We start from the raw sequence: 12986 nt of genomic DNA, 5'->3' as shown, positions 1-12986 counted from the left end.
TCAGGGTACAAGGTAGCCTTTGACCCCGGTGAAAATGATCTGCGCCGCCAGTGCGCAAACAAACAGCCCCATCAAGCGACTGACAATCTGCAGGCCCTGATCGCCGAGAATCCGCTCGATGCGGTTCGACAGATAAAGCACCACCCCCACGGTGAAACTGGCCAGTGCAATGCTCATGATCGCCGTGAGCTTGTCGTCCCAATGCGGCTGGCTGACGCCCATTACCAACAAGGCACCGATGGTGCCGGGGCCGACGGTCAACGGAATGGTCAGCGGCACGATGGTCACGTCCTGCTGCACGTTGTCGGTTTGCACCACAGACTTGCCTTGCGCCATGCCCAGCGCCGAGATGAACAGCACGCTGCCGGCGCCAATCCGGAAGGCATCCACGGTGATGCCGAACACATCGAAAATCACGCGTCCGAACAAATACAGAAGAACACTGGAAACCAGCGTGGCGATCGCCACTTTCCAGGCCAGGCGCCGCTGTTCCTTGCGCGAATAACCACGGGTCAGGCTGATGAAGCAGGACAACACGAAGAACGGGCTGTAGAGCACCAGCATCTTCAGGTAAACGCTGAATAACACGTGGAGCATGGTGCAAGCTCACTGGCAAGGAAAGTCGTGGGGAGTCTATCAGGCACTACAAGGTCTGTCGGCTTACGACGGTTGTGTTGTAGCCCGGTTCTGTTGGTCACGCTGAGCGACCCAATGCTCGATTAACTCGCGCAACTGCGACAACTCGACGGGTTTGGACATGTGCCCGTCCATTCCGGCCTGGCGTGCCCGCTCCTTGTGTTCGGCGAGGATGTGCGCGGTCAGCGCGACAATCGGTGTGCGGATGCGTTGATTGCTGACTTCCCAGGCGCGCAATTGCTGAGTCGCGGAGAAACCGTCGAGGATCGGCATTTCGCAGTCCATCAACACCAGGTCGTAGCGCTGGGCCTTCATCGCCTGCAGCGCTTCTTCGCCGTTGCTGGCTGTGTCCGGTTGCAGGTTGAGCTTGCCGAGCATGCCGCGAATCACTTTGGTCGAAATCGTATTGTCTTCGGCGACGAGGATGCGGAAGTCGCTCGGCACTTTGGCCGCCGTGGCCGCGGTGACCACTTGTGGCTGGAACACCACCTGGCCTTTGTTGCGCTGGTTGAGCTCATCCGCCAGGGTAGTCTTGAGCGTGTAACCGGCCACTGGTTTGGCGAGGATGCGTTTGATCCCCGAGTTGCGCGCAATGATCTTGCTCGGCGCGTTGCTGATGCCGGTGAGCATGATCAGCAGGATGTCGTGATTCAGGCTCGGGTCTTCCTTGATCTTCGCTGCCAGTTGCATGCCGGTCATGCCGGGCATGTTCTGGTCGAGCAACACCACATCGAAGTAGTCACGCAGGTGCGCCTTGGTGCGCAGCAGGGCCAGGGCTTCCTTGCCTGATGGCACGGCGCTGACGTTCAGACCCCAGGCGCTGCACTGCTGCACCAGCACTTTGCGGCAGGTGTCGTTGTCATCGACCACCAGCACCCGCGCGCCTTGCAATGGGCTGTCCAGATCAGAGGTCGGGTGTTCGAGCCGATCTGGGTCCAGCGGCAGGGTCAGCCACAAGGTGCTGCCCTGGTTGGCGCCGCTCTTGATACCGAATTCACCTTGCATCAAAAGGATCAACTGGCGGGCGATTACCAGCCCCAGATTGCCGCCCAGACGATTGGCCGAGAGGAAATGCTTGCTGTGCAGTTCAGCGTGCATCAACGCATCGCGTTCTTCCTGCTCCATCGGCGCGCCGCTGTCCTGCACGGCGATGCGCAGGCGCGGTTTGCTACTGCGCTCATCAAGGGCGACAACGATCAGCACTTCGCCCTCGTCGGTTTTCTTCAGGGCGTTTTCCAAAAGGCTCAACAGGGTCTGTCGCAGGCGGGTCGGGTCACCGCTGATCACGCGCGGTACTTGCGGCTGAATGAAACTGATCAGTTCGACGTTCTGCTGCTCAGCCTTGGCGCGGTAGATGCTCAGGCAATCGTCGATCAGCGCATTGAGATCGAACTGCACGTCGTCCAGTTCGATCTGCCCCGATTCGAGCTTGGAGATGTCGAGGATCTCGTTGATCAACGTCAGCAGTTCGTTGCCGGCGCTGTGGATGGTTTGCACATAGTCGCGCTGCTTGACCGATAACGGCGTGCCCAGCAGCAGTTCGGTCATGCCCAGCACACCGTTCATCGGCGTGCGGATCTCGTGGCTGATCTTGGCGAGGAATTCGGCCTTGGCGTTGATCTCGGCATTGCTGGCGGCGAGGTCGCGGCTGATGCTGAAGCGGCTTTCAGTGATGCTGCGCTGACGCTCGCCCAGCGCGATGCTCATCAACAGTCCGCTGATGCAGATGAACGCCATCAACGTCATGATCAGGCCTTGCGGCGCGACGAGTGTCAGGCCCAGCAGCGCCGGAAGAATGATCAGCGTACCGATGTTGAACACCACCATCGCCGCCACGAACAGGCGCGCCGGGCGATACCCTTTCTGCCAGTGATAGAAGCCGACCAGCAACATGCTCAGGCCTGCCAGGGCTACCAGCGCGTAGGTGATGATGTTCAGGGGCAATGTGTTGACGAACAACAGCAACAGGCTGCAGATCACGATGAACAGAATGTCGCCCAGCAACAGTTTGTTCAGGGGATGAGGCCCAAGCGGCGAGAAAAAGCGCAGGGCAAACATCAAACCGGCAGGGGCGGTCAGGAGCAAGGCCAGGTAAGCGCCTGGCGTCTGGATCGCGTGCCAGTTCGGCAACCAAGGACCTGCGAGGTTAAGCAGCAGCAACAGGCTGAGCCCCAGCAGACCTTCGCAGACCGCCAGCCACAGACTGCTGCGCGAGCGTGAATAGGCGTAGCGCACAAGGTTGTGCAGCAACAGCATGCCAAGGCAACCGAACAGCAGGCCGAAGACCAGGGTCTGGTTTTGATTGGCCGCGCTCATCACCGCCGATTGCAGGGTGATGTACGGACGCAACTGATGGTCGGAAACCATCCGCAGATAGACGTCCAGGGTCTTTTCGCTTTGTGGCAGTGGCAGCATGAAGTCGCTGCTCGGCAATGGCCTTTCGGCCTGGGGCTGGTTGGTGCCAGTATTGCGTTGCTCGATCAGCTTGTCGCCGTCCAGCACGTACAGATCAAGGTGGGACAGATCGGGGGCGAAGACGCGCAGCACTTGTTCGTGCTTGCCCGGCGCCAGTTTGAAGCGCAGCCACAAGGCACCCTCTGGCGCCGCCGCGGTGAGGCGATCAAGGTCGATGGGGCTGAATTGATTCGTGTAGCGAGCGGAGCGGATATCGCTCAGTTGCAGATCGCCCTGATCGTCAAGCAATACCGACCAGCCACTGCCTTGCGCGGCCTGAGCCGCAAGCATGCAGAGCAAGGTCAGCAACGTGACGGTGAAGCTTATGGCAATCCTGAGCCAGCGCACGGCGAAATCCCTTCATAGGTTGATGCCAGAATATAACGATGCGCGGCGGCGGAACAGCCTGGCGAGGGACTGCATCCCGCGCCGGGTCTGATCGACAGCTTATTCCTGGGTTTCGCCACGTTCACGGGCAATGGCGCGGTAGCCAATGTCCTTGCGATAGAAGCAGCCTTCCCAGTCGATCGCCGCAGCCAGCTTGTACGCTTGCTGTTGCGCGGCACTGACGCTGGCGCCCATTGCGGTGGCGCACAGCACGCGACCACCGGCGGTCACGACCTGGCCATCTTTCAGTGCGGTGCCGGCGTGGAAGACTTTGCCTTCCAGGCTTGCCGCCGCGTCCAGACCGTTGATCGCCGCGCCTTTGGCGTAATCGCCAGGGTAGCCGCCAGCCGCCAGCACGATGCCGACGCTCGGACGTGGGTCCCACTGTGCTTCAACCTTGTCCAGCGCTTGCGCCAGTGCGGCTTCAACCAGCAGCACCAGGCTCGACTGCAGACGCAGCATCACCGGTTGGGTTTCCGGATCACCGAAACGGCAGTTGAACTCGATGACTTTCGGGTTGCCGGCCTTGTCGATCATCAGACCGGCATACAGGAAGCCAGTGTAGACATTACCCTCTTCGGCCATACCGCGCACGGTCGGCCAGATCACCAGATCCATCACGCGCTGATGCACGTCGGCAGTGACCACCGGGGCCGGGGAGTAAGCACCCATGCCGCCAGTGTTCGGGCCGCTGTCGCCGTCACCGACGCGTTTGTGGTCCTGGCTGGTGGCCATCGGCAGGACGTTCTTGCCGTCGACCATGACGATGAAGCTGGCTTCTTCGCCGTCGAGGAACTCTTCGATGACCACGCGCGAACCGGCGTCACCGAAAGCATTGCCGGCGAGCATGTCGCGCACGGCGTCTTCGGCTTCGGCCAGGGTCATGGCAACGATCACGCCTTTGCCGGCCGCGAGGCCGTCGGCCTTGATCACGATCGGTGCGCCTTTTTCACGCAGATAAGCCAGCGCTGGCTCGATCTCGGTGAAGTTCTGGTAGTCGGCGGTCGGGATCTTGTGGCGCGCGAGGAAGTCCTTGGTGAAGGCTTTCGAACCTTCCAGTTGCGCGGCACCGGCGGTCGGACCGAAGCAGTCCAGACCACGGGAGCGGAACAGGTCGACGACACCAGCCACCAGCGGCACTTCCGGGCCGACGATGGTCAGGGAAACGTTTTTCTCGGCGAAGTCGGCGAGTTGCTCAAGGGCCAGCACGTCAATGGCGACGTTCTCGCACTTGGCTTCAATCGCGGTACCGGCATTGCCCGGCGCGACGAAAACTTTCTGCACGCGCGGATCCTGAGCCACTTTCCAGGCCAGGGCGTGTTCACGGCCACCGCTGCCAATGATCAAAACATTCATTTCAAAAACCTCAAAAATCTGTCAGTCGCTGCTGGAGCGCTTTATGTGGGAGCGGGCTTGCTCGCGAAAGCGGTGTGTCAGGCAAAACAGTTGTCGCTGACAGATTGCATTCGCGAGCAAGCCCGCTCCCACATTTGGATCGAGTTGAATCAGTGACGGAAGTGGCGCATGCCCGTAAAGACCATGGCGATGCCGGCTTCATCAGCCGCAGCAATCACTTCAGCATCACGCATCGAGCCGCCTGGCTGGATCACCGCAGTGATCCCCACCTTGGCTGCGTTGTCCAGACCGTCGCGGAACGGGAAGAACGCGTCCGATGCCATCACCGAACCGGCGACTTGCAGGCCGGCGTGTTCAGCCTTGATCGCGGCGATACGCGCCGAGTTCACGCGGCTCATCTGGCCGGCGCCGACACCGATGGTCTGACGGTTTTTCGCGTAAACGATAGCGTTGGATTTAACGTACTTGGCGACTTTCCAGGCGAAGATCAGGTCGTTGATTTCCTGTTCGGTCGGGGCACGCTTGGTCACGACTTTCAGGTCTTCGCTGCCGATCATGCCGATGTCACGGCTCTGTACCAGCAGACCACCGTTGACGCGCTTGTAGTCCCAGGCCGCAGCGCGGTCAGCCGACCACTCGCCACAGGCCAGCAGGCGCACGTTAGCTTTGGCTGCAACGATGGCACGGGCTTCTTCGCTCACGCTTGGGGCAATGATCACTTCGACGAACTGACGCTCGACGATCGCCTTGGCGGTCTCGGCATCCAGTTCGCGGTTAAAGGCGATGATGCCGCCGAACGCCGATTCGGTGTCGGTGGCGTAGGCCAGTTCGTAGGCCTGACGGATGCCGCCTTCGGCGTCCGGGCTCACCGCCACGCCGCACGGGTTGGCGTGCTTGACGATCACACAGGCTGGCTTGACGAAGCTTTTTACGCACTCCAGCGCGGCGTCGGTGTCGGCCACGTTGTTGTACGACAGCTCTTTGCCTTGCAGTTGGGTTGCGGTGGCGATGCCGACTTCGGCCGGCTTGGCTTCAACGTAGAACGCCGCGCTCTGGTGCGGGTTCTCGCCGTAGCGCATTTCCTGAGCCTTGATGAACTGGCTGTTGAAGGTGCGTGGGAATTCGCTGCGACCTTCTGTGCTGAGGGTATCAGCGGCCTGGTTCACGGTGCCCATGTAGTTGGCGATCATGCCGTCGTAGGCGGCGGTGTGTTCGAACGCCTTGAGCATCAGGTCGAAACGCTGAGCGTAGGTCAGGCCGCCGGCCTTGAGGCTTTCGAGGACGTTGGCGTAATCGCTGGCATTCACCACGATCGCGACATCTTTATGGTTTTTCGCTGCCGAACGCACCATGGTCGGGCCGCCGATGTCGATGTTCTCGATCGCGGTCGGCAGGTCGCAGCCTGGCTTGTTGATGGTGGCTTCGAACGGGTACAGGTTGACCGCGACCAGATCGATCGGCTTGATGCCGTGCTCGTTCATGATCGCGTCGTCGGTACCGCGACGACCGAGGATGCCGCCGTGGATTTTCGGGTGCAGGGTTTTCACCCGACCGTCCATCATTTCAGCGAAACCGGTGTAATCCGCGACTTCCACTGCGGCAACGCCGTTGTCGCGCAGCAGCTTGAACGTTCCGCCGGTGGAGAGGATCTCGACGCCCAGCGCTTCAAGCTCCTTGGCGAATTCGAGGATCCCGGTCTTGTCGGAAACGCTGATCAAGGCGCGGCGGATCGGCAGGCGGGTAGTCTGGTCGGTCATCTCAATTTCCATCAAAAGCAAAGGAAGTCAGCAAAAAAGGCGACCGGTTTTACGCGGGCGCCTTTCTGGTTTGATTGAATGCTTACAGCAGATCGTACTGCTTGAGTTTCTTGCGCAGCGTGCCGCGGTTGAGTCCCAGCAGTTCACTGGCCTTGGTCTGGTTGCCCTTGACGTAGTTCATCACGCTTTCGAGCAGGGGAGCCTCGACTTCGGAGAGCACCAGGTTGTACACATCCGTGACGGACGCGCCCTCAAGGTGGGCGAAATAATTGTGCAGCGCCTTCTCGACACTCCCGCGAAGGGTCTGACCTTCTTCGCTCGGGGTATTGAGGTGCTGTTTCAAATTCACGTTGTCGCTCACGGGTGCTGTTCCACTCACTAAAGTCTCGGTCATCATCGTCATGCGGCCACCCCTTCTTCGTCCCCTGTCAGGCTCTTGTAACGCTCGGCGAAGAACTCCCGAACGTTGGCGCATTGTGTTTCCGTACCATCCAAACGATTGAAGTGGGCGCGAAACTCCCTGGCGCCCGGCAAGGTTGCGAGATACCAGCCCACATGCTTTCGAGCAATGCGCACGCCCATCACGTCCCCATAGAAAGCGTGAAGTGCGGCCAGATGCTCTAGCAGTATGTGTTCCACTTCGATCAGTTGCGGTGCCGGCAATTTCTCGCCGGTACGCAGGTAATGATCGATCTCGCGAAAAATCCATGGCCGCCCTTGGGCGGCACGGCCTACCAACAGGCCATCGGCACCGGTCGCGTCGAGCACGTAGCGGGCCTTTTCCGGCGAATCGATATCGCCATTGGCAAACACCGGAATCGACACCGCCTGCTTGATCGCGGCAATCGTGTCGTACTCGGCTTCACCGGTATACAGATCGGCGCGAGTGCGGCCATGCACTGCCAGCGCGGTGATCCCGGCCTGCTCGGCGATCTTCGCCACGGTCAGGCCGTTCTTGTTGTCGCGATCCCATCCGGTGCGGATCTTCAAGGTGACCGGCACATCAACCGCAGCCACGACGGCCTGCAGGATCTCGGTGACCAGTGCTTCATCCTTCAGCAACGCGGAGCCGGCGGCCTTGTTGCAGACCTTTTTTGCCGGGCAACCCATGTTGATATCAATAATCTGTGCACCCAGTTCGACGTTGGCCCGTGCCGCATCCGCCAGCATCTGCGCGTCGCCACCGGCAATCTGTACCGAGCGCGGCTCGGGATCGCCTTCGTGGATCATGCGCATGCGCGACTTGCGGGTGTTCCACAGGCTCATGTCACTGGTGACCATTTCCGAGACTACAAGCCCCGCGCCCAGGCGTTTGCACAACTGACGAAAGGGCTGGTCGGTGACGCCCGCCATCGGGGCGAGAATCAAGCCGTTCTGCAATGTATATGGGCCGATGCGTACCGCCGACATAGGACTTCCCTGAAGTGGGGCCGGATCATGAGAGTTCGAAAAAGGGTGGGCATGATACCCGCTCTCGATGACTGGATAAAGGCTGAATTGAACAAAATCTGAACAGTTATTCCGTTATCGCCAGCGGTTTGGTTGCGCAATGCGAAGTCAGAAAATTGCCGTCAATCAAGAAGCGGTGAAGCGATTCACTCGGGCGAGTGAAAACTCAGGCTGTAATTCACCGCTTTGGGGCCTGGATCGAGAATATCCAGCGCGATGTGGATCGGCGTTTGTGGCGGCATCTCCGCCAGACCTTCGAGGTCGCCACTGAGGTATTCGCCGGGTTTGAAGCGACGACTGGCGATCAGATGGCCGTTGAGGTCGGCAAAACGCAGTTCCAGCAGTGGGAACGGTTGGGAGAACGTCGCGCGGTTATAGATGATCGCGTCGACCACCAGCGCGCCGCTGAACTCCGGATGGCTGCGCACCACCAGATTGCTGCTCTTGATTCTGGCGATGTCGACCTTCGACGGCACGGTGCAACCGATCTGCGGGCAGGCTTGCTGGAACCATGGGCGGTACTGATCCTGGCGTGCCAGTTCATCAAAATGATAAGCGATGTACTGGAAGGCCAAGCCACCGGCGGCCAGCAGCACCAGCGTCAGCCATAGCAGGCGTCGGCCCCACGGCGAGCGGCGTTTCTGCCAGTCCAGTTGCAGCGGGTCGTCGGTCAGGTCCTGCAGCACTTCGGCGCGGACGCCAGGCTCTGCGCGTTCGCGTTTTTTGCGCGGCGGCTCGATTGCAGGCAGATCGTCGTCATCGGCTTCGTTACTGGTGGACAGGCGTTCGCGACGGGCATTCGGATCGATCGGATCGTGCAGGCGCAGTTGCGGGATCGCCGGTTCGTCATCCAGATCCACCGGTTCCAGCGACAGCGAAGGTTCGGTGCGCGCAGTTTTTACCGGTTCGGGTTCGACGATCTCGGGTTCGGCTTCGGGCAGGTGCTCATCTTTACGGGCGCTGAACAGGCTATCGCGCCACTGCGTTTCATCGGCTTCGGGGCTGTCACGGCGGGCGCTCAGGGAGTCTTCGCGCGGACGACCGAATTCGGTGGTCGGCTGGATTTCCCGTTGTTCGAGGCGAGCGAGTTCTTCGTCCAGATCGAGGCTGTCGAGATCCAGCTCCGAGGCGCTCCACTGCTTTTGGCTGATGGCGCGTGGCGCGGGCGGCTCGACGCTGGCCGGCGGCTCGACAACCGGCAGCTCTTCGCTGGGCAGCGTTTCGATCGGCGGCGCGACCGGTGTCACCGCGTCCTTGCCGGCGTGTTGCTCAAGCAGCTGTTTGGCCGCGTTGAACACTTGCAGGCAGGAGCCGCAGCGAACCACCCCGCGGGCCACGCTCAATTGAGCATGGCTGACACGGAAACTGGTTTGGCAATGCGGGCACTGGGTGACGAAGCTGTCGGTCATGCGGCGATCCGGATTATGCAGGCGGCCATTCTAGCGCCGACGCCCGGTGATGCGCACCCAGCCATCGCGATTGGCGATCGGGTCGAGGTCGAAGTCCTGAGCGTAGGCAGCAGCGACTTCATCACCTTGTTCGGCAAGGATGCCCGACAGCGCCAGACGCCCGCCGGACTTGACCAGGCTGGACAGTTGCGGGGCCAGCGAAACCAGCGGGCCGGCCAGAATGTTGGCGACCAGCACGTCGGCTTTGACCTGTGGCAGATCTTGCGGCAGATACAGCGGGAACAGCTCTTGGGCAATGTTGTTGCGCCCGGCGTTGTCACGCGAGGCTTCCAGCGCCTGCACATCGATGTCGGTACCGACTGCTTCCTTGGCACCGAGCAACAGGGCGGCGATGGCCAGAATCCCCGAGCCGCAGCCGAAGTCGAGCACATTGCAGTCTTTCAGATCCTGGCCGTCGAGCCATTCCAGGCACAACGCGGTGGTCGGGTGGGTGCCGGTGCCGAACGCCAGGCCCGGATCGAGCAGCAGATTCACCGCGTCAGGCTCTGGAGCCGCGTGCCAGCTCGGCACGATCCACAGGCGCTGGCCGAAACGCATCGGCTGGAAACCGTCCATCCAGCTGCGCTCCCAATCCTGGTCTTCGATGACTTCGCTGTGATGCTCAGGCAGCGGGCTGCCGGTCAGCAGCTCCAGATGCGCCAGCACCGGCGCAGCTTCGGTGCCGCCCTCGAACAAGGCCAGCAGGTGCGTGTGCGTCCACAGCGGGGTGGTGTTGAGTTCCGGTTCGAAGATCGGTTGATCTTCGGCGTCCATGAAGGTCACCGACACGGCGCCCACTTCAAGGAACGCGTCTTCGTAGGTTTCGGCTTGTTCCGGGCTGATGGCGAGTCGTACTTGCAGCCAAGGCATGGCGGGCACCTTTGAAAAAATATGATTGCAGCCTAGCGGCCTGCGAGAAGCGCGCAAGTTTACGCGAGCGCGCAGGGTTTGTGGGAGCGGCATTTGTAGCGCAGATGTTGTACCGGTGGGGATCTGTGGGAGCGAGCCTGCTCGCGAAAGTGGAGTGTCAGTAGATGCATATGGATCTGATACACCGCTTTCGCGAGCAGGCTCGCTCCCACAAGGGGTTTGTGTAGTTTGCAGAAACAACAAAGCCGCCCGAAGGCGGCTTTGTCTGGTGCGGGCTGAAGCTTAGTGCTTCTCGCCAGCCAGCTTGTGCTCGAGGTAGTGAATGTTCACGCCCCCTTTGCAGAAGCCTTCGTCACGAACCAGATCACGGTGCAGCGGGATGTTGGTCTTGATCCCGTCAACCACGATTTCGTCCAGGGCATTGCGCATGCGTGCCATGGCTTCGTCGCGGGTGGCGCCGTAAGTGATCAGCTTGCCGATCAGCGAGTCGTAGTTCGGCGGAACCGCATAACCGCTGTACAGGTGCGAATCGACGCGAACGCCGTTGCCGCCTGGGGCGTGGAAATGCTTGACCGTGCCCGGGCTCGGCATGAAGGTTTTCGGGTCTTCAGCGTTGATCCGGCATTCCAGCGAGTGACCGCGGATAACCACGTCATCCTGCGTGAACGACAGCTTGTTGCCAGCGGCGATGCTGAGCATCTCCTTGACGATGTCGATACCGGTGACCATTTCCGAAACCGGATGCTCCACCTGAACACGGGTGTTCATTTCGATGAAGTAGAAACGACCGTTCTCGTACAGGAACTCGAAAGTACCCGCGCCACGGTAACCGATGTCGATGCACGCCTTGACGCAGCGAGCCAGAACTTCCTGGCGCGCCTGCTCGTCGATGCCCGGTGCCGGCGCTTCTTCGAGAACCTTCTGGTGACGGCGTTGCAGCGAGCAATCGCGGTCGCCCAGATGGATGGCGTGACCCTGGCCGTCGGACAGCACCTGCACTTCGACGTGACGCGGGTTGGTCAGGAATTTTTCCAGATACACCATCGGGTTGCCGAACGCCGCGCCTGCTTCGGAGCGGGTCAGTTTCGCCGAGGCGATCAGGTCTTCTTCCTTGTGCACCACGCGCATGCCGCGACCACCACCGCCGCCAGCGGCTTTGATGATCACCGGGTAGCCGACTTCACGACCGATGCGCAGTGCCGTTTCTTCGTCTTCCGGCAGTGGGCCGTCGGAGCCTGGAACAGTGGGCACACCGGCTTCGATCATCGCGTGCTTGGCCGATACCTTGTCGCCCATCAGGCGAATGGTGTCGGCTTTCGGGCCGATGAAGGCGAAGCCGGAGTTCTCGACCTGCTCGGCGAAGTCAGCGTTTTCCGCGAGGAAACCGTAACCCGGGTGAATGGCGGTAGCGCCAGTCACTTCGGCGGCAGCGATGATGGCCGGGATGTGCAGGTAAGACTGAGCGGCAGACGCCGGGCCGATGCAGACGGATTCGTCTGCCAGACCCAGGTGCATCAGCTCTTTGTCGGCCTTGGAGTAAACGGCGACGGTCTTGATGCCCATCTCTTTGCAGGCACGCAGAATCCGCAGGGCGATCTCACCGCGGTTAGCGATCAGAACTTTTTCCAACTTCGCAGTCATCAAAGGCTCTCCGCAGTTCAAACGATGGTGAACAGCGGTTGGTCGTACTCAACCGGCTGGCCGTCTTCAACGAGGATGGACTCGATCACACCGCTGGTTTCAGCTTCGATGTGGTTCATCATCTTCATGGCTTCAACGATGCACAGCGTGTCGCCTTTCTTCACGGTCTGGCCGACTTCAACGAAGGACGGCGAGGTTGGCGAAGACTTGCGGTAGAAAGTACCGACCATCGGCGAGCGGGCAACAGTGCCGTTCAGCGCTGGAGCAGCAGCGGCAGCCGGGGCGGCAGCAGCAACAGGAGCGGCGGCAACAGGTGCAGCAGCCGGCGCTTGCATCGGCGCAGGTGCGTAATACTGCTGAGCCGGGGTCTTGCTGTGGCGGCTGATACGTACGGACTCTTCGCCTTCCTTGATCTCGAGCTCGTCGATGCCGGACTCTTCCAGCAATTCGATCAGTTTCTTAACTTTACGGATATCCATGAATCATCAACTCCCAAGGGTCGGTCAGGGGCGTATAGCTTGGTGTTCAAGCTGCTCTAGTGCAGCCTCCAGGGCCAGTCGGTAACCGCTGGCGCCAAGGCCGCAGATCACTCCTACCGCTACGTCGGAGAAGTAAGAGTGATGGCGGAAAGGTTCGCGTTTGTGCACGTTGGACAAATGCACTTCGATGAATGGGATGCTCACTCCCAGCAGCGCGTCACGTAATGCGACACTTGTGTGTGTAAAAGCTGCTGGATTGATCAGGATGAAATCCACACCTTCGCCGCGAGCGGCGTGGATGCGATCGATCAATTCGTACTCGGCATTGCTTTGCAGATGCCGCAGATGATGGCCGGCTTCACGGGCGCGGCGCTCCAGGTCCTGATTGATCTGTGCCAGGGTCGTCGACCCATAGGTGCCCGGTTCGCGGGTGCCAAGCAGGTTCAGGTTGGGGCCGTGCAGCACCAGTAGGGTTGCCATCTGCGTGTCCTTGTTATGAATAAGCAGTC

The 12986-nt window shown here is 60.6% G+C and carries 11 protein-coding genes; all 11 read right to left on the bottom strand.

Features of this window, described 5'->3' with window-relative positions; genetic code table 11:
* Entirely contained in the window at positions 1-597 is a 597-nt protein-coding gene (locus ATI02_RS12040; RefSeq protein ID WP_064593220.1) for a type III secretion system genes modulator TspR, read from the bottom strand.
* A 63-nt stretch (positions 598-660) separates the two neighbouring features.
* Positions 661-3438: a hybrid sensor histidine kinase/response regulator gene (locus ATI02_RS12035; protein ID WP_100846383.1), complete on the bottom strand. Its 2778-nt coding sequence runs from the start codon at positions 3436-3438 to the stop codon at positions 661-663.
* A 99-nt stretch (positions 3439-3537) separates the two neighbouring features.
* The gene (purD, locus tag ATI02_RS12030) at positions 3538-4833 is read right to left on the bottom strand and encodes a phosphoribosylamine--glycine ligase (RefSeq protein WP_100846382.1); all 1296 of its coding nucleotides are present in this window, start codon (positions 4831-4833) and stop codon (positions 3538-3540) included.
* Positions 4834-4982: 149 nt separating this feature from the next.
* Positions 4983-6590 carry a bifunctional phosphoribosylaminoimidazolecarboxamide formyltransferase/IMP cyclohydrolase gene (gene purH, locus ATI02_RS12025; protein WP_095188254.1) on the bottom strand — a complete coding sequence of 536 codons (1608 nt, stop codon included), beginning with the start codon at positions 6588-6590 and terminating at the stop codon, positions 4983-4985.
* Positions 6591-6672: 82 nt separating this feature from the next.
* A complete protein-coding gene (fis, locus tag ATI02_RS12020; protein ID WP_003221275.1) occupies positions 6673-6993 on the bottom strand; it encodes a DNA-binding transcriptional regulator Fis in 321 nt (106 codons plus the stop codon).
* Complete coding sequence (dusB, locus tag ATI02_RS12015) at positions 6990-8000, bottom strand: tRNA dihydrouridine synthase DusB (RefSeq protein WP_095188253.1); 1011 nt, start codon at positions 7998-8000, stop codon at positions 6990-6992. Before dusB ends, fis begins: the two co-directional genes overlap by 4 nt.
* 185 nt (positions 8001-8185) lie before the next feature.
* Positions 8186-9448, bottom strand: coding sequence for a DUF3426 domain-containing protein (locus ATI02_RS12010; protein WP_100846381.1), 1263 nt, complete (start codon positions 9446-9448; stop codon positions 8186-8188).
* A gap of 30 nt (positions 9449-9478) precedes the next feature.
* A complete protein-coding gene (prmA, locus tag ATI02_RS12005; RefSeq protein WP_100846380.1) occupies positions 9479-10357 on the bottom strand; it encodes a 50S ribosomal protein L11 methyltransferase in 879 nt (292 codons plus the stop codon).
* A 282-nt stretch (positions 10358-10639) separates the two neighbouring features.
* Positions 10640-11998, bottom strand: a complete 1359-nt coding sequence (gene accC / locus ATI02_RS12000; protein WP_100846379.1) for an acetyl-CoA carboxylase biotin carboxylase subunit — start codon at positions 11996-11998, stop codon at positions 10640-10642.
* A 17-nt stretch (positions 11999-12015) separates the two neighbouring features.
* Positions 12016-12477: an acetyl-CoA carboxylase biotin carboxyl carrier protein gene (gene accB, locus ATI02_RS11995; RefSeq protein WP_007914603.1), complete on the bottom strand. Its 462-nt coding sequence runs from the start codon at positions 12475-12477 to the stop codon at positions 12016-12018.
* Between the two features lie 24 nt (positions 12478-12501).
* Positions 12502-12957, bottom strand: coding sequence for a type II 3-dehydroquinate dehydratase (gene aroQ / locus ATI02_RS11990; RefSeq protein ID WP_100846378.1), 456 nt, complete (start codon positions 12955-12957; stop codon positions 12502-12504).
* Between the last annotated feature and the right edge of the window lie 29 nt (positions 12958-12986).

It is taken from the genome of Pseudomonas baetica (genome assembly GCF_002813455.1).
Classification (GTDB): Bacteria; Pseudomonadota; Gammaproteobacteria; order Pseudomonadales; family Pseudomonadaceae; genus Aquipseudomonas; species Aquipseudomonas baetica.
The sequence above is the reverse complement of the archived record's forward strand: the minus strand, read 5'-3'. Positions and strand labels throughout refer to the sequence as shown.